This window comes from Streptomyces sp. NPDC001852 (genome assembly GCF_042891825.1).
GTDB lineage: Bacteria > Actinomycetota > Actinomycetes > Streptomycetales > Streptomycetaceae > Streptomyces.
Window position 1 is genome coordinate 214,296 of the sequence record NZ_JBIATN010000012.1, and the last position, 16,922, is coordinate 231,217.

The 16,922-nt window shown below is 74.0% G+C and carries 13 protein-coding genes; 6 read left to right on the forward strand and 7 right to left on the reverse strand.

What is annotated here, in order from left to right:
* Positions 1 to 16 precede the first annotated feature (16 nt).
* Both glgX and treY read left to right on the forward strand, forming a co-directional pair.
* Positions 17 to 2,128, forward strand: a complete 2,112-nt coding sequence (glgX, locus tag ACFYZB_RS22395; RefSeq protein ID WP_388761278.1) for a glycogen debranching protein GlgX — start codon at positions 17 to 19, stop codon at positions 2,126 to 2,128.
* 101 nt (positions 2,129 to 2,229) lie between these two features.
* Entirely contained in the window at positions 2,230 to 4,605 is a 2,376-nt protein-coding gene (gene treY, locus ACFYZB_RS22400) for a malto-oligosyltrehalose synthase (RefSeq protein WP_388761281.1), read from the forward strand.
* Between the two features lie 259 nt (positions 4,606 to 4,864).
* Here the strand turns inward: treY and ACFYZB_RS22405 are convergent, their stop codons facing one another.
* Entirely contained in the window at positions 4,865 to 5,863 is a 999-nt protein-coding gene (locus tag ACFYZB_RS22405; protein ID WP_388761284.1) for a LysR substrate-binding domain-containing protein, read from the reverse strand.
* A gap of 111 nt (positions 5,864 to 5,974) precedes the next feature.
* On the opposite strand from ACFYZB_RS22405, the gene lpdA reads away from it, so the two are divergent.
* Positions 5,975 to 7,498, forward strand: a complete 1,524-nt coding sequence (gene lpdA / locus ACFYZB_RS22410; protein ID WP_388761287.1) for a dihydrolipoyl dehydrogenase — start codon at positions 5,975 to 5,977, stop codon at positions 7,496 to 7,498.
* A 139-nt stretch (positions 7,499 to 7,637) separates the two neighbouring features.
* Positions 7,638 to 8,888, forward strand: coding sequence for a M14 family zinc carboxypeptidase (locus tag ACFYZB_RS22415; protein ID WP_388761290.1), 1,251 nt, complete (start codon positions 7,638 to 7,640; stop codon positions 8,886 to 8,888).
* 76 nt (positions 8,889 to 8,964) lie between these two features.
* On the opposite strand, the gene ACFYZB_RS22420 is transcribed toward ACFYZB_RS22415, so the two are convergent.
* The gene (locus tag ACFYZB_RS22420; protein WP_388761293.1) at positions 8,965 to 9,399 is read right to left on the reverse strand and encodes a subtilase-type protease inhibitor; all 435 of its coding nucleotides are present in this window, start codon (positions 9,397 to 9,399) and stop codon (positions 8,965 to 8,967) included.
* 106 nt (positions 9,400 to 9,505) lie between these two features.
* Positions 9,506 to 10,057: an FHA domain-containing protein gene (locus ACFYZB_RS22425; RefSeq protein WP_388761295.1), complete on the reverse strand. Its 552-nt coding sequence runs from the start codon at positions 10,055 to 10,057 to the stop codon at positions 9,506 to 9,508.
* Between the two features lie 191 nt (positions 10,058 to 10,248).
* Here ACFYZB_RS22425 and treZ point away from each other — a divergent pair, with 191 nt between their 5' ends.
* Positions 10,249 to 11,994: a malto-oligosyltrehalose trehalohydrolase gene (gene treZ / locus ACFYZB_RS22430; protein WP_388761464.1), complete on the forward strand. Its 1,746-nt coding sequence runs from the start codon at positions 10,249 to 10,251 to the stop codon at positions 11,992 to 11,994.
* A 33-nt stretch (positions 11,995 to 12,027) separates the two neighbouring features.
* Here treZ and ACFYZB_RS22435 read toward each other — a convergent pair whose 3' ends face one another.
* The 4 genes from ACFYZB_RS22435 to ACFYZB_RS22450 form a co-directional block, all read right to left on the reverse strand.
* Positions 12,028 to 12,963 (reverse strand): aminoglycoside phosphotransferase family protein, encoded by a 936-nt coding sequence (locus ACFYZB_RS22435; RefSeq protein WP_388761298.1) that lies wholly within the window; start codon positions 12,961 to 12,963, stop codon positions 12,028 to 12,030.
* Positions 12,964 to 13,027: 64 nt separating this feature from the next.
* Complete coding sequence (locus ACFYZB_RS22440; RefSeq protein WP_388761301.1) at positions 13,028 to 14,155, reverse strand: aminopeptidase P family protein; 1,128 nt, start codon at positions 14,153 to 14,155, stop codon at positions 13,028 to 13,030.
* A gap of 223 nt (positions 14,156 to 14,378) precedes the next feature.
* Entirely contained in the window at positions 14,379 to 14,954 is a 576-nt protein-coding gene (locus tag ACFYZB_RS22445; RefSeq protein ID WP_388761304.1) for a PDZ domain-containing protein, read from the reverse strand.
* Positions 14,955 to 15,113: 159 nt separating this feature from the next.
* Complete coding sequence (locus ACFYZB_RS22450; protein ID WP_388761307.1) at positions 15,114 to 15,980, reverse strand: LysR family transcriptional regulator; 867 nt, start codon at positions 15,978 to 15,980, stop codon at positions 15,114 to 15,116.
* Between the two features lie 85 nt (positions 15,981 to 16,065).
* Between ACFYZB_RS22450 and ACFYZB_RS22455 the strand changes: the two genes are divergently transcribed.
* On the forward strand, positions 16,066 to 16,854 hold the full coding sequence (locus ACFYZB_RS22455; protein WP_388761310.1) for a hypothetical protein: 789 nt from the start codon (positions 16,066 to 16,068) through the stop codon (positions 16,852 to 16,854).
* Positions 16,855 to 16,922 lie beyond the last annotated feature (68 nt).

Sequence of the window (16,922 nt, forward strand, 5' to 3'; positions counted from 1 at the left end):
TGGGAGAGTCGTAGCCATGCAGGTCTGGCCTGGACAGGCGTATCCGCTCGGCGCCACCTACGACGGCGCCGGAACCAACTTCGCGCTCTTCACGGAGGCCGCGGACCGAGTAGAGCTGTGTCTGCTGCACGACGACGGCTCGGAGACGGCGGTGGAGCTGCGCGAGAGCGACGCTTTCGTGCGGCACGCGTACGTGCCGGGCGTGATGCCGGGACAACGCTACGGGTTCCGGGTGCACGGCCCGTACGACCCCGGGCGCGGGCTGCGCTGCAACTCCGCGAAGCTGCTGCTCGACCCGTACGCGAAGGCGATCAGCGGTGCGGTCCGGTGGGGCGAGGAGGTGTACGGCTACCACTTCGGCGCTCCGGACAGCCGCAACGACCTGGACTCCGCGCCGCACACCATGGCCTCGGTGGTGATCAACCCGTACTTCGACTGGGGCGACGACCGGCCGCCGCGCACCGAGTACCACCACACGGTGATCTACGAGGCCCACGTCAAGGGCCTGACCATGCGTCATCCGGGGCTGCCGGAGGAGCTGCGCGGCACCTACGCGGCGCTCGCGCATCCGGCGCTGATCGAACACCTGACCAAGCTCGGGGTGACGGCCCTGGAGCTGATGCCGGTCCACCAGTTCGTGCACGACCACCGGCTGGTCGACATGGGCCTGAGCAACTACTGGGGCTACAACACGATCGGCTTCTTCGCCCCGCACAACGCGTACGCCTCCTGGGGCGACCGCGGCCAGCAGGTGCTGGAGTTCAAGTCGGCGGTCCGGGCGCTGCACGAGGCCGGGATCGAGGTCGTCCTGGACGTCGTCTACAACCACACCGCCGAGGGCAACCACCTGGGACCGACGCTGTCCTTCAAGGGCATCGACAACCGGCAGTACTACCGCCTCACCGACAACCCGCGCTACTACATGGACACCACGGGCACCGGGAACTCCCTGCTCATGCGGTCCCCGCACGTGCTCCAGCTGATCATGGACTCGCTGCGGTACTGGGTCACCGAGATGCACGTCGACGGCTTCCGCTTCGACCTCGCGGCGACCCTGGCCCGGCAGTTCCACGAGGTGGACCGGCTGTCGTCGTTCTTCGACCTGGTGCAGCAGGACCCGGTGGTCTCCCAGGTGAAGCTGATCGCCGAGCCCTGGGACGTGGGCGAGGGCGGCTACCAGGTGGGCAACTTCCCGCCGCTGTGGACCGAGTGGAACGGCAAGTACCGGGACACGGTACGGGACCTGTGGCGGGGCGAGCCGCGCGCCCTCGCGGAGTTCGCCTCCCGGCTGACCGGCTCCTCGGACCTCTACCAGGACGACGGGCGCCGCCCGCTGGCCTCGATCAACTTCGTCACCTGTCACGACGGCTTCACCCTGCACGACCTCGTCTCGTACAACGACAAGCACAACGCGGCCAACGGCGAGGACAACCGGGACGGCGAGAGCCACAACCGGTCCTGGAACTGCGGGGCGGAGGGCGAGACCGACGATCCGGACGTGCTCGCGCTGCGCACCCGGCAGATGCGGAACTTCATCGCCACGCTGATGCTGTCCCAGGGCGTGCCGATGATCAGCCACGGCGACGAGTTCGCCCGCACCCAGCGCGGCAACAACAACGCCTACTGCCAGGACAACGAGCTGTCCTGGCTGAACTGGCCGGAGGCCCTGGAGGGCGACCTGCTGGAGTTCACTCGCGCGATGGTGTGGCTCCGCCGGGACCACCCGGTGTTCCGGCGGCGCCGTTTCTTCCACGGCCGCCCGGTGGAGGGCACCCACGACGAGCTGTCCGACATCGCGTGGTTCACCCCGGAGGGCAAGGAGATGACCCAGCGGGACTGGGACTCGGCGCGGGCGTCCGCGCTGACGGTGTTCCTGAACGGCAACGCGATCTCCGAGCCCGGCACGCGCGGGGAGCGCATCGGCGACGACTCCTTCCTGCTGATGTTCAACGCCTCCCCCGGTCCGCTGGACTTCCTGGTGCCGGTCAACCACGGCCGGCAGTGGCAGGTGGTCGTCGACACGGCCCGTCCGGACGGGGTGCCGGCGGCAGCCGGGACGAAGGTCGGGGCGGGCGACCGGATCACCCTGCCCGACCGCAGCCTGACGGTGCTGCAGCGGCCGACGTAGGGAGCGTGTCGCGGCAGCCCCCGGGCCGGGCCGCTCGCCCGTACGCGCGCGTGGCGGGCGTGGGATGACACGAAAGACGGCGGGCTGGGTACGTAGGCTCCATGACTTCTGCGCGCCCCGGACCGGAGGTGCCCACGGCCACCTACCGGCTGCAGCTCCAGCCCGCGTTCCCGTTCGCCGCCGCCGCGGCGGCCGTACCGTACCTGGCGTCGCTCGGTGTCTCGCACCTGCACCTGTCCCCCGTCCTCGAGGCCGTGCCCGGCTCCCTGCACGGGTACGACGTGGTGGACCACGCGCGCGTGCGCGGGGAACTGGGCGGTGAGGAGGGCATCAGGTCGCTGGCGCGGACCGCGCGGGAGCACGGTCTGGGCCTGGTGGCCGACATCGTGCCGAACCACATGGCCTTGGCGCCCCGGCACAACCACGCCCTGTGGGAGGTGCTGCGCGAGGGGCCCGGCTCGCCGTACGCGCGCTGGTTCGACATCGACTGGGAGGCGCAGGACGGGCGCGTGCTGCTGCCGGTGCTGGGCGGTCCGGTCGGCTCGCAGCTGGAGCACCTCGTGGTCGACGGCGACGTGCTGCGCTACCACGAGCACTCCTTCCCGCTCCGCGCGGGCACCCGGGACCTGCCGCTGCCTCGGCTGCTCGACGCCCAGTGGTACCGCCCGGTGTGGTGGCGGCTGGCCCGCACCGAGCTGAACTACCGGCGGTTCTTCAGCATCTCGGAGCTGATCGGGGTGCGCGTGGAGGATCCGGAGGTGTTCGACGCCACCCATGCCAAGATCCTCCAGCTGCTGAGCGAGGGCGTGCTCGACGGGCTGCGCGTCGACCACCCCGACGGGCTCGCCGACCCCGACGGCTACCTCGCGCGGCTGCACGAGGCGACCGGGGGGCGCTGGACGGTGGTGGAGAAGATCCTCGCCGACGGCGAACGGCTGCCGGCGTCCTGGCCCGTCGCGGGCACCACCGGATACGACGCCCTGCGCCAGGTGGACGGCCTGTTCACCGACCAGACGGGGGCGTACGAACTGCTGGGCCGCTACCGGGCGTTCGCGGCCCCGCAGACGGACCGGGGCGGCAACTGGGACGCGACGGCACGGCGGGCCGCCTACAAGGTGCTCACGCACGAGCTGGCCGCCGAGACCGACCGGCTCACCCGGGTGGCCACCCGGCTGTGCGCCACCTCGCCGGACCTGGACCTGCGCGACCGGGCGCCCTGGGCGCTGCGCACGGCCGTGGAGGAACTGCTGGTCCGGATGCGGGTGTACCGGCCGTACGCCTCCGGGGACGCGGCCGCCGTCGTCACCGAGGAGGCCGCCGAGGAGGCCCGGCTCGCGTTCGTGGTGCCGGAGGAGGCGGAGGCCGTCGGCATCGTGCGCCGGCTGCTCGTCGAGCCGCCCGGTGACCCGTCGGCGCCGGACCACGCCGACCGGGTGGAGTTCCGCACCCGGTTCGCGCAGACCGCCTCGGCGCTGCGTGCCAAGTCGGTGGAGGACACGGCGTTCTACCGCTATGTGCCGCTGCTGTCGGCGACCGAGGTGGGCGGCGACCCGGGCCGGCCGGGCGTGTCCCCGGAGGACTTCCACGCGTACTGCGCGCGCGTGCAGCACGAGTGGCCGGTCACCGGCACGGTGGTCTCCACGCACGACACCAAGCGCAGTGCCGACGTACGCGCCGCGCTGGCCGTGCTCACCGAGTGTCCCGACCGGTGGGCGGAGCTGCTGGCCGAGGTGAACCGGCCCGAGGAGGGCGTGGGCGTGCCGGACGGACAGCTGGCCTGGGCGGCCTGGCAGACGCTGTTCGGGCTGGGGCCGGCCGAGGAGGAGCGGGTCCAGCAGGCACTGCTGAAGCACGTGCGCGAGGCGGGCATGTACACCAGCTGGACGGAGCAGGAGCCGCCGTACGAGGAGGCGGTGGCCGCGTTCGTCGCGGCCGGGCCGTGCGGGGCGCCGGGCGAACGCGTGGCGGCCTTCCGCAAGGCGCTGGAGCCGCACATCCGGGCCAACGTTCTTGGCACCGCCCTGGTCCATCTGACGATGCCGGGCGTGCCCGACGTGTACCAGGGCACGGAGGGCGAGTACCGGGTGCTGGTGGACCCGGACAACCGGCGTCCGGTGGCGTTCCCGCCCGAGGTGCCGGGCGAGAAGGACGCGCTGACGGCGGCGGCCCTGCGGCTGCGCGCCCGGCGGCCCGACGCCTTCGGCGCCACCGCGTCGTACGCCCCGCTGACCGCCGAAGGCCCGGCGGCGGAGCATTGCGTCGCCTTCGCGCGCTCCGGCCAGGCGATCACGGCAGTGACCCGGCTGTCGCTGCGGCTCGCAGAGGCGGGCGGCTGGCGGGAGACGCGGCTGGAACTACCGCCGGGACGGTGGGCGGACGTGCTCACGCAGGAGCGGGAATTCACCGGGAACACGCGCGTGGCGGACCTGTTCGACCGGTTGCCGGTGGTGCTGCTGGAGCGGGTGGGGGAAGGGTGAGGGCGGCAGCGGTGCACGGAGGTCGCGGCGTGCCGGGCGCGCTGCGTGGCACGCGGGGCCGACGGGTGCCGGGCGTGCGAGCGGCCCGCGGAGAGCACCGCGACCGTCGACATCCGACACCGTACGGGTCCTGGGCCCGGAGGGCGGGCGCGCTGGGCCATGCGGAGGCCGCCGGGGACACTGAGGGCCCCTGGAGGACGCGCGTTCACCGAGAGCCGACACGGCACGGGGCCCGACGGCCGAGAGGCGCCGAGGCGGCTCAGCGGGCAGGCGTGGCGGGCGGCTCGTGCGGGCCGGACGCCTCGCCGGCCTCGTGCTCTTCGTGCCGCCGGACGCCCGTGACCCGCTGTGCCGGCGGCGGCGCGGGCGACGTCCCCGGGGCCGGCCAGGTGGCGCGGAGCAGGTCCACGAAGGCCTCGGCGGCGCCGGTGGGCGGCACGCGCGCGTAGACGGCCAGCGGGCGCCTCCAGGCCGGGTCGGGGGTGAGGATCACGCAGTCCTCGCCCACCGCGCCGCGCACGACGTCGGCGGACGCGGCGCACACGCCGACCCCGGCGGCGGCCATGCGTACGGCCGTCGAGGTGTGCTCGGTCCACACGGCGGTCCGCGGCCGGAACCCGGCCTTCCCGCAGGCCCGGTCGAGGAACCGCTCGCCGTCCACGACGGGTTCCAGCGCGCAGCGGATCCAGGCCCGGTCGGCGAGTTCGGGCAGCGTCACCGTCGTACGGCCCGCGAGCCGGTCGTCGAACGGGATCACCAGGACGAGCTCCTCCTCCCCCACCGGTACGACGGTGCCCGGCGGGTCGGCGGGCTCGGGGCCGAAGGCGAGGTCGGCGGTGCCGCGCTGGACGGCCTCCTCCAGCGCCTCGGCGGTGGCGTACTCGTGCAGCCGCAGCAGGACCCGGGGATGGGCCTTGCGCCAGCGGGCGAGGACATCGGGCAGGACGCCCACGGCGAGGGAGTGCAGGGTGGCGACGTGCAGTTCGCCGCCCTCGGCGCCGGCGGTGGCGCGGGCCGCGCGGCGGGCCTGCGCGGCGCTGCGGACGGCGAGTTCGGCGTGCGGCAGGAAGGCCCGCCCCATGGGGGTGAGGCGCACGCCGCGCGCCATGCGCTCGAGCAGCGCGCCGCCGACCGACTTCTCCAGGGCCTTGATCTGGTGCGAGAGCGCGGGCTGGGTGACGTGGAGGGCGTCCGCCGCGCGGGTGAAGGACGCCTCGTGCACGACCGCCACGAAGTACTCCATCTGCCGCAGGCTCAACTCCGCGTCCTCCTCGCACGAGTCACAGGCATCGCCCCATGAGCAACCTGCATGACTCCCAGAAGAACATTGCCTTGGACTCATGGCAAGGACCGGGCAGAGGGTGGGGGCATGAACACACGGGGTGTGAACACACAGGCCACCAACGCGGCGGACGTCATCGTCATCGGCGGCGGCACGGGCGGTTACAGCACCGCCCTGCGCGCCGCCGCCCTCGGGCTGGACGTCGTCCTCGTCGAACGCGACAGGATCGGAGGCACCTGTCTGCACCGGGGCTGCATACCGAGCAAGGCCATGCTGCACGCCGCCGAACTGGTCGACGGCATCGCCGAGGCGCGCGAGCGGTGGGGTGTGAAGGCCACGCTGGACTCCGTCGACTGGGCGGCGCTGGTGGCCACGCGGGACGACATCGTGGCGCGCAACCACAAGGGGGTCGAGGCCCATCTGGCGCACGCCGGCGTGCGGGTGGTGCGGGGCAGCGCACGGCTGACCGGGGCGCGCACGGTGCGCGTGGAGGGCGCGGGCTCCACACCCGCGGCGCGTGCCGACTCCACGCTCGGGGCACATGCCGGCTCCACGCCCGGCGCACAGTCGCCATCCGTGCCCGGCGTGTACGACTTCACCGCGCGCCGTGGGATCGTGCTCGCGACCGGCTCGCGACCGCGCGTGCTCCCGGGGCTCGAACCGGACGGGCGGCGCGTGGTCACCAGCGACGACGCGCTGTTCGCGCCGGGGCTGCCGGCGTCCGTCCTGGTGCTGGGCGGGGGCGCGATCGGCGTGGAGTACGCCTCCTTCCACCGGTCCATGGGCGCGGAGGTCACTCTGGTCGAGGCCGCGGACCGCATCGTTCCGCTGGAGGACGCCGATGTGAGCCGGCATCTGACGCGCGGGCTGAAGAAGCGCGGGATCGATGTGCAGGCGGGCGCCCGGCTGCTGGACGCGGAGGTCCTGGAGAACGGCGTACGCGCGTGCGTGCGCACCGTGCGGGGCGAGACCCGCACGGTGGAGGCGGAGCGGCTGCTGGTGGCCGTCGGCCGGGTGCCGGTCACCGAGGGCCTGGACCTGGCGGCGGCCGGACTGACGACGGACGAGCGGGGGTTCGTCGTACCGGCGGACTGGAACCGGCTTCGGACGGCTGTGCCGGGCATCCATGTCGTCGGGGACCTGCTCCCGCCGCCCGCGCTGGGCCTCGCCCACGCCTCGTTCGCGGAGGGGCTGCTGGTCGCCGAGGCACTGGCCGGGCTGCGGCCGGCCCCGGTGGACTACGCGGCGGTGCCCCGGGTGACGTACTCCTCGCCGCAGACCGCCTCGGTGGGGCTGAGCGAGACCGAGGCACGCGCGCGTGGACGCGAGGTCGAGGTGAACACGATGCCGCTGACCGCCGTGGCCAAGGGCATGGTGCACGGCGGGGGCGGCATGGTGAAGGTCGTCGCCGAGGCCGGCGGCGGGCAGGTGCTCGGCGTCCACCTGGTCGGCCCGAACGTGTCGGAGATGATCGCCGAGAGCCAGCTGATCGTCGGCTGGGACGCCGAGCCCTCGGACGTGGCCCGGCATGTGCACGCCCACCCCACGCTGTCGGAGGCGGTGGGCGAGGTGTTCCTGACCCTCGCGGGACGCGGCCTGCACCAGCAGTGAACGCACGGCACGCACCGCACCCGCCGCACCCCCTGGATTCCGTCCGGGCGCCCCCGGTAGCCTCCCCCGCCGCATGCTTGACAGTTCACCTTTCACATGCGGGACTTGGAGGGCGAAGCCGGGCGGGAACAAGTCGGGGGTGAGTCTTCTGCCGGAGCTGCGCTATCCCAGCGTTCCCGAACTGATCGCCTCCGCTCAGGCGTTGGCCGCTCAGGAACCCGGGCTGTGCTCGCTCAGGCAGGTGGGTTTCTCACGCGCGGGAAGACCCCTGCACCTGCTGTCGGTGGGGCATGCCCGGCGGGCTGTGCTGGTGGTCGCAGGCGCCCACGCCAACGAGCCGACCGGGGGCTCCACCCTGCGGGAGCTGGCCGAACGCGTACTGGCCGAGCGTGAGTTGCGGGCGGACACGTCCTGGCACTTCCTGCTGTGCGCCGATCCGGACGGCGCGAGCCTGCATGTGACGCCCGCGCCGCGCAGCCTGCTCGACTACCACCTCGGCTTCTACCGGCCGACGGGCGCCGAGCAGCCGGAGTGGTCGCCGTCCGTGCTGCCGCCGGACCGGCTGCCGCCCGAGACCCGGACGCTGACCGGGGTGATCGACGAGCTGCGGCCCTATCTCCAGGTGACCCTGCACGGCACCGATCTGGGCGGCAGCTGGGTGCAGTTGACCAGGGACGTGCCGGGGCTCGCGGAGCCGTTCGCCAAGTCCGCGGCGCAGCTGCACATCCCGGTGGAGACGGGCGCCTCGGACGCCGCCGGCTGGCCGGCCTCCGGCCCCGGGGTGCACGTCATGCCCGGACCGGAGACGGGGGTCGCCTATCCCAGCATGCCGGACGACGCGCGGCACAGCACCTGGTACCACGCGCACCGCTACGGCGGTCTGACGGCCGTCGTGGAGGTGCCGATGTGGGCGAGCGACCTGGTGGACGACCCGGCGCCGCACCCGGCACCGGCGGCGGCGATGCGGCGCCTGGCGCGGCGGCTGCTGCGGGACTCGCTGGAGGTGGAGCGGATCCTCGCCGAGGCGCTGCCCCGCCTGGACGGCGCGGACGGTCCGCTGCTGCGGGCGTCGCGCTGGGCGCTGGAGCTGATCCCGGGCCTGGCTGAGGACTGGATCCACACCCCGCCGGCCGCTACGACGATGGCGTACGTCGGCAGTGTGGACGCCTTCGGGCGGCGGCTGCCGCTGCGTGCGGCGGCGATGCTGCTGCGGGTGCTGCGGGAGACGGACGACCGGGCGGCGCCGCAGCTGGAACAGCTTGTCGCCGACTGGTGCGATGCCTTCGCGGCGCGGTTCCGGGCCCGCTGGGTGCCGTTGGAGCATCAGGTGGAGCACCAGTCCCGGACCGTGCTGGTGGCGGCACAGCAGGCCCGGGAACGGGCGGTGTGAAACCGCCGCACCGCCCGTGTCGCTCCAGCGAGTCCCGCAGCAGCCGCCGCGCCAGGCGGGAATGCGACGACAGGGCCTAGTGGTCCACGGCGAACACGGCTCCCGTCCGGGCTTCCATGGCGCACTTGCTCGTGTAGGTCTCCTGGTAGTCGACCGGCTGCCCGTTCCACTGCCCGTGCGCGTGGACGGTCACGGGGGCGTAGATCATCGGGCAGAAGACCTTCTTCTGCGGGATGCGGGCGATGTCGCCGTCGACCTTGGAGAGTTCGTCACAGGCCTCGGCCGCGCGCGCGTACCCCAGGGGCAGCGGGTCGCACATCAGCAGCGTGCCGTGCTTGTCACCGGTCTGGGCGTTCTCACCGCGGGCGACGGTGAGGTAGAGCCAGTTGTCGGTGAGGGGGAACGTCGTGCGCGCGGCGCGGGGTGCCGCCTGGGCCGGGGCCGCGGCGAGGAGACCGGCGCAGGCCAGCAGGGCGCCGGCGGCCGTGGTCACTCGGGTGAGGTACGTCATGCCCGATGCATCGGCACACGGGGCCGCGTTCCACAGCCCGGATCACCCGATCGGGAGGCACGCGCGCGTGCGGGAGCGCCGGTTCGTACACGCCGGCCGGGGTCGGTCAGCCGGCGGCGAGCCGGAACGCCATCCTGCCGAAGGCGACCTGGTCGCCCTCGCGGACGACGACCGAGCCGATCACCCGGCGGCCGTTGACGGTGGTGCCGTTGGTGGAGCCGAGGTCCCTGAGGATCCACGTGCCGCCGTGGCGGCTGAGCTCGGCGTGCACTCGGGAGACGGTCTCGTGGTTCAGTCGCAGCCCGTTGGCCGGGTCGCGGCCGATGCGCAGCGGATGGGTGTGCGCCGGGTGCGGCAGCAGCAGCTTGGGCAGCCGCTCGGCCTGCCAGGCCCGGCGCAGCCGTACGGTGAACCCGGAGACGGCCTCGACGGTGCCGAGGACCGCGCGGGAGAGACGGTTCTCCCGGGGCAGGTCGGCGACGAGGGCGGCCAGTTCGTCGGCGCGGCGGGCGGCCAGCGCCAGCTCCATGCGGCGCACGAACGTGTCGTGCGAGAGCCTGCCCATGGCGACGCCGTCACGCAGCACCTGCAGCGCCTTGTCGCGCTCCGCGTCGGACAGCCGCGCGGGGTACGTGGAGAACTCGAAGGACGACGTCACGCAGGTGATTGTCGGACAGTGAACCCCGGGTGTCCAGAAAACGGGGAATCGGCGCCGTTCTGCGGGTACTTCCGCGACACCCGCCGGGAAAGGGCGGATTCGCAGGTGGATCGATCGTCCGGGCGGGCACGATGGGAACGCGGGACATCACGGTGAGCAGGCAAGACATGGCAGACGAAGGGGAACCGTCCGTGCAGTTCGAGGTGTGGGCACCGCAGGCAGACCGAGTGACGCTCCATTGCGAGGGCGCCACGCGCGCGCTGACGCGCGATCCCGAGCGCGCGGGTTGGTGGACGGGGGAGGCGGAGGCCGAGGACGGCGCCCGGTACGGCTTCGCGCTGGACGACGGTCCCGTGCGGCCCGACCCGCGCTCGCGCCGCCAGCCGGACGGACCCGACGGGCTGAGCGCGGTCGTGGACCACGGGCGCCACGCCTGGCGCACCCGGTGGGCGGGCCGGGGACTGCCGGGTGCCGTGCTCTACGAGCTGCACGTGGGCACGTATACCCCCGAGGGCACCCTGGACGCGGCGGCGGCCCGGCTGGAGCACCTGGTGGAACTGGGCGTCACGCACGTGCAGTTGATGCCGGTGTGTCCGTTCCCAGGGCGGCACGGCTGGGGCTACGAGGGGGTGTCGCTGTGGGCGGTGCACGAGCCGTACGGCGGCCCGGAGGCGCTGAAACGGTTCGTTGACCGGGCGCACGAACTGGGTCTGGGGGTCGTCCTGGACGTCGTACACAACCACTTGGGTCCTTCCGGGAACTATCTGCCGGTCTTCGGGCCGTACTTCACCGACGCGCACCACACGCCGTGGGGTTCTGCGGTGAACCTGGACGGGCCCGGCTCGGACGAGGTGCGGGCGTTCCTCGTCGGCAGCGCGCTGGCGTGGCTGCGGGACTTCCGGATCGACGGGCTGCGGCTGGACGCGGTGCACACGCTGTACGACACGCGCGCGTGCCACTTCCTGGAGGAGCTGTCGGCGGCCGTGGACGCGCTCGCCGGGGAACTGGGCCGGCCGCTGTTCCTGATCGCCGAGTCCGACCTGAACGACCCGCGGTTCATCACCCCGCGCGGGGAGCACGGCCTCGGGCTGCACGCGCAGTGGAACGACGACTTCCACCACGCGCTGCACACCGCGCTCACGGGTGAGTCGCAGGGGTACTACGCGGACTTCGCGCGCGCCCCGTTCGCCGCGCTCGCCAAGACGCTCACCGGTGGCTACTTCCACGACGGCACGTACTCCAGCTTCCGCGGCCGGCACCACGGCCGCCCGCTGGACCGCGCGCGGGTGTCCGGGCACCGGCTGCTGGGCTACAGCCAGAACCACGACCAGGTCGGCAACCGCGCCCAGGGCGACCGGCTCTCCGCCCGCCTCTCCCCCGGTCTGCTGGCCTGCGCGGCGACGCTGACGCTGACCTCGCCGTTCACTCCGATGCTGTTCATGGGCGAGGAGTGGGCGGCGGGCACGCCCTGGCAGTTCTTCACCGACCACACCGATCCGGAGCTGGCCGAGGCGGTACGGCGGGGCCGGCGGCGGGAGTTCGCGGCGCACGGCTGGGCCGAGGAGGACGTACCGGACCCGCAGGACCCGGCGACCCGCGAGCGGTCCTGCCTCAACTGGTCGGAACCGGAACGCGAGCCCCACGCGCGTGTGCTCGCCTGGTACCGCCGACTGATCGCGCTCAGGCACGGACAGCCGGACCTCACCGACCCCGACCTGGCCGACACCAAGGTGGCGTACGACGAGGACGCCCGCTGGCTGGCCTTCCGGCGCGGTGACGTACGGGTGGCGGTGAACCTGGGGAAGGCACCGGCGGCGATCCCGCTGGGCACGCGTCCGGCGGTGGTCCTGGCGGCGTGGGAGCCGGTGGAGACGCCGGGCCGGGACGGGCTGCTGCAGGTGCCCGGGGAGTCGTGCGTGGTGCTGGCCCAGCCCTGAGACGGTGTGCGACGCGTGTCCCGGGCCGGTCTCCTACGGCTCCGCCTCGTCCTCCTTGAAGTCCGACAGCCGTTCCAGCAGGATCGGCTCCCAGGCGCGGCGCAGCTGGGTGCGCAGCAGGGGGAGGGAAGCGGGGGCGCGGCCTTCGAGGTGGTCGGCGAGGTGGATGACGGCGTCGCAGCGGGCGAGCCACAGGCCGCGCAGGCAGGGGCGGACGCCGTAGCCGGCGAGGGTGGCGGCGCGGACGGCCGCCGGTGAGCCGACGGCGAGGGCCAGGCCGGCGATGTCCTCGGCGGGGTCGCCCAGGGCCGCCCGGGTCCACTCCAGGATGCCGCGCACCCGGCCGTCGGCGCTGACCACCACGTGCTCGCCGGTCAGGCCGTGGTGGGTGAGGACGGAGGTGCCGGGCTGCGCGGCGAGCTGGGCCGCGCCGGGCGGGGTCAGCTGGTGCAGCCGGGCGGCGTCGAACTCGTCGGCGGCGGCGAGCCGTTCGGCCGCGTGCACGGCCATGCGGCGCAGCGCCTCCAGGGAGCGCGGGGCGGTGCGCGGCACGCCGAGCGACTCCGCCTGCCGTGCGGGCACCGCGCGCAGACCGGTGAGCAGCCCGGCGAGGTCGGCCTCGCCGACGGCGGAGACGTCGTGCTCGTCGGCCGTGCCGCCGGGCATCTTCATGTCCAGCGTGTAGGCGAGGCCGGGCGCCCAGTCGCCGTGCGCGACGCTGGCGGGGACGGTCACGGGCAGGTGCGGCCGGACCAGGTCGCGCAGGCGCAGCTCCCGGCGGCGCAGTACCGAGGCCTCGCGGTCGGGGGCGAGGCGCAGCACATGGCGGGCCCCGACCCACCAGGTGTACTCACGGCCCTCCGTCACGGGCCGCACGTCGGGGCCCGCGGTGCCGTCGCCGCCCTCCTTGAGCAGCGAACGGACCAGTCGGCGGACGGTGTCCGCGGTGGGTGTCGGTGCCTGGGTCATGGATCGCGCGTCGCCGTTCCGGGATGTCGTCGGAAATGTGTCTCCTGGGTCCGGGTGGGGGCTCTCAGTCCACTATGACCATGTCACGCGTGGTGTTGTTGAGACGGCGGCCGCCGTCCTCGGTCACCGTGACGATGTCCTCGATGCGCACCCCGAAACGGCCGGGCAGGTAGATGCCGGGCTCGACGGAGAAGCACATGCCGGGTACGAGGGGCTGATCCTCGCCCTCGATCATGTACGGCGGCTCGTGGGTGGTGACGCCGATGCCGTGCCCGGTGCGGTGGATGAAGTACGCGCCGTACCCGGCCCCGGTGATCACCGCGCGGGCGGCGCGGTCGACCTCCTGGCAGGCCACGCCGGGCCGCACGGCCTGGCAGCCCGCCTCCTGGGCCTCGCGCACGATGTCGTGCACCCGGCGCTCCTCCTCGGTGGGCTCGCCGACGTGGACCGTACGGGTGGTGTCGGAGCCGTAGCCGTCCTTCAGGCCGCCGAAGTCCAGGACGACCATGTCGCCGCGCCGGATGACACGGTCGCCGACCTCGTGGTGGGGGTTGGCGCCGTTGGGGCCGGAGCCGACGATGGTGAAGTCGACCTGGGCGTGGCCGAAGCGGCGCAGCAGGCCGGCGAGGTCGTGGCCGACGTCGGACTCGCGGCGGCCGGCGAAGGGAACTTTGCGGATCTCCTCGAACGTTGCGTCGGCGGCGGCTGCGGCGGCCGCGAGGAGTTCCAGTTCCGCGGCGTCCTTGACGGCGCGCAGCATGGGGAGGGCGTCGGTGAGGGAGGCGTAGGAGGTGTCCGGCAGGGCCCGCTGGAGGCCCAGCAGGTGCATGGCCCAGGTGTTGTCGCTGATGCCGAACCGGCCGCGGCCGTCGAGGAGGGCGGCGGTGACGGCGTAGGGGTCCTTGCCGTCGGTCCAGTCGCGCAGGGTGAGCCCGGAGGCGCCGGCCGCGTGCTCGGCGTCGGGGGCCTCCAGGGTCGGCACGACGAGCACGGGATCCTGGCCCGGGGTGAGGACCAGCACGGTGAGCCGCTCGGTGACGGCGGTGGGCGTGTAGCCGGTGAGCCAGACCATGTCCGGTCCCGGCGCCACGAGCAGCCCCGCGAGGCCGGCGTCGGCCGCGGAGCGCGCGGCACGCTCCATGCGGGCCCTGTAGTCGGCGGCCGTGAAGAGCGCGGGCGTACTACCGGTCATCCGGGCCTCCGGGCGCGGGTCGGGAAACGGGCGACGGCGTCTCGGGCAGCATCCTGCACGGCCGGACAGGGTCACGCGAGCCGATCGCCGGTGTTCCCCGCAGGGCGCGGTCGGCTCGGAAGGGACTCGGCATGGGGCCATCATGGCGCGCGGGGCGCACAGTGACCAGCGGGATTCCTGGGGTGACCGTGAGTTGCCGAGGCCGGGGCCCGCGCCGGCCCGCTCAGATCACCACGCCCGGCACGACCGTCAACTGCTGGTAGCCCCCGCCGCGGTGACGTACGGTGAGGAGCACCTGCTGCCCGGAGCGGGCCCGGGCGACGGCCCGGACCAGGTCGGCCGCGGTGTCGACGCGCGCCGAGCCGAACTGCAGCAGCACGTCCCCGCGGACCAGACCGGCCGCATAGCCGGGTCCGGGCACGTGCACGCCCACGACCAGCGCGCCCGCCTTGTCGGCGTCGACGGCCTCGATACCCAGGGTCGCCCCGGTCGCGGCGGCCGGAGCGGGGCTCGGGGTGGCGGCGGGGGCGGTGGACGTGGGCCTGGCCGGGGGTGTGGCCGGCGGGGCCTGGCGTTGCAGCTCGGCGAGCCTGCTCATGCCGATCACCGCGGCGCCGACCGTGCCGATGCCGACGCCGGACAGCACCAGCACGGTGCCGGCGCACAGGACCGACAGCAGGGTCCGCAGCCGCCGTCCGCGCCGGGGCGCGGCGTGCGGGCGGCGCGGCGGGTCCGGGGTGCCGCCCTCCCGCGGGTCCTGACCGGGCATCGGCTTGGGACGCAACGCAGTCTGTTCCATGGTTCGCTCGCCTCCGGCTGGTGCTCTACCCGGGGCGCCGGGCCGCCACGAGACACGAACGGGTGAGACTGGCCGGAGCGTGGCGGAGGGTAGTCATGACCTCCAGGGGCGGGCTTCGGGGCACGCCCGGCCCCCCGGGGGCCCCGGCGCGGTGGGTGATCAGACCGCTCCCGTCAGCCTGCGCACCACCTCCTGTGCCGCACCCCCGGGAGTCCCGCCGTGGACGAGTTCCGTGCGGTGCACGACCCGGGGCGCGGTGAGCGGGACGGCGACCGTGCCGGGTACGGCGTCGGCGGCGGAGCGGGGCAGCAGGGCGAGGCCGTGTCCCGTGGCCGTGAGGGCGGTGAGGGTGCGCAGGTCGGTGCCCTCGTAGCGCAGGGCCGGGCGGAACGCGCCGCCGCCGGTCGCGGCGCGCAGCTGGTCGAGCGGGAGGGCGGCGTCGGGCGCGTCGATCCAGCGGGCGTCGGCGAGGTCGGCCAGGCGCAGGCCGGTCCGGGTGGCGAGCGGGTGCCCGTCGGGCAGCAGGACGCTCACGGGTTCCTCGGTGAGGCCGTGCGTGGTCAGCGGCGCCACGTCCGGCAGACGCAGCGGATCGCTGGGTGCGGCGAGCCCGTCGACGAGGCCGAGGTCGGCGGTGCCGGTGGCGACGGCGGCCGGGACTTCCTCGCGGGCGAGGACGCGCAGGGTGACACCGGCCGGCGGGAGCGCGGCGAGGACGCCGGCGCCGAGCGCGGTCGGGGTGGTGGCGAGGGTCAGACCCCGCTGGGGTACGGCGGCCATGCGCAGCATGTCGGCGCGGGCCGCGTCCAGCCGCAGCAGCAGCGGGCCCGCGTGCTCCAGCAGCCGTTCACCCGCCGCGGTGGGCGCGACGGGCCGCCGGCTCAGCAGGGGTGCGCCCAGGTCCTGTTCGAGCGCCGCGATGTGCTGGGAGACCGCGGACTGGGTGTAGCCCAGCTCGCGCGCGGCCTCCGAGAAGGAGGCGAGGCGGGCCACGGTGACGTACGTGCGCAGCAGATGCGGGTCCATGGGGCCCAGGATCCCATCACCATCAGCTCTGCTTATCGACAGTGCAGGAATCATCGTTGGACGTGAACTGACGGGGGCCCGGAGGATGGGGCACACGACGAACACCGCCACCGTCGCCCTCATCGGCGACCGCTCGCCCCATGTCGTTTCGCACGCGCGCGTGCCGCTTCTGCTGGAGGCCCTGGCCGAACGCGACCGGCTGGTCCTGGACGCGTACTGGATCCCCTCCGAGGACGCCGGGGCCGAGGGCGCGGTGCGGGGGTTCGACGCCGTGTGGGTGCTGCCGGGCAGCCCGTACCGCAGCGAGGCGGGCGTCCTCGCGGCCGTGCGCACGGCGCGCGAGGAGGGCATTCCGTTCCTGGGCACGTGCGGCGGCTTCCAGCACGCGCTGCTGGAGTTCGCCCGCAACGTGTGCGGTCTGGCCGGGGTGGCGCACGCGGAGAACGACCCGGACGCCGCCGACCCGCTCATCGAGCCGCTGGCCTGCTCGCTGGTGGGGCATGAGGCGGCGGTGAGCATCGAGCCGGGCTCGCTGGCGGAGTCCGTGATCGGCTCTCGGCGCACGGTGGAGCGGTACTTCTGTGCCTACGGGCCGTCCCGCCACCTCGACACGCTCCGCGCCCACGGACTGCGGTTCTCCGGGCACGACGAGGACGGTCAGGTGCGGGTCGCCGAACTGCCCGGCCACCCCTTCTTCCTGGCGTCCCTCTTCCAGCCGGAACTCTCCGGCGACGGCTCGCGCCCGCACCCCATGGTCCGCGCGCTGGCACGAGCCGCGGTCGCGCACGCGGCACCCGAACCCACCCACCCGGCCCGCGCGGGCTCTCGTACCGACGGGTTCATGGGAGCGCCGCAGACCGTGGTCACGACATGAACCCCTGACTCATCAGAAGAACCAGTACACCGGCAGCGCCAGCAGTGTCGTGTGGTTGAGGACGAAGA

What these genes read in the sequence shown, in the direction of transcription:
- ACFYZB_RS22420 (WP_388761293.1), bottom strand. Translation starts at nt 9,399, where the DNA reads ATGACGTACCTCACCCGAGTGACCACGGCCGCCGGCGCCCTGCTGGCC.
- ACFYZB_RS22435 (WP_388761298.1), bottom strand. Translation starts at nt 12,963, where the DNA reads ATGACCCAGGCACCGACACCCACCGCGGACACCGTCCGCCGACTGGTC.
- ACFYZB_RS22440 (WP_388761301.1), bottom strand. Translation starts at nt 14,155, where the DNA reads ATGACCGGTAGTACGCCCGCGCTCTTCACGGCCGCCGACTACAGGGCC.
- ACFYZB_RS22445 (WP_388761304.1), bottom strand. Translation starts at nt 14,954, where the DNA reads ATGGAACAGACTGCGTTGCGTCCCAAGCCGATGCCCGGTCAGGACCCG.
- treY (WP_388761281.1), top strand. Translation starts at nt 2,230, where the DNA reads ATGACTTCTGCGCGCCCCGGACCGGAGGTGCCCACGGCCACCTACCGG.
- lpdA (WP_388761287.1), top strand. Translation starts at nt 5,975, where the DNA reads ATGAACACACGGGGTGTGAACACACAGGCCACCAACGCGGCGGACGTC.
- glgX (WP_388761278.1), top strand. Translation starts at nt 17, where the DNA reads ATGCAGGTCTGGCCTGGACAGGCGTATCCGCTCGGCGCCACCTACGAC.
- ACFYZB_RS22455 (WP_388761310.1), top strand. Translation starts at nt 16,066, where the DNA reads ATGGGGCACACGACGAACACCGCCACCGTCGCCCTCATCGGCGACCGC.
- ACFYZB_RS22450 (WP_388761307.1), bottom strand. Translation starts at nt 15,980, where the DNA reads ATGGACCCGCATCTGCTGCGCACGTACGTCACCGTGGCCCGCCTCGCC.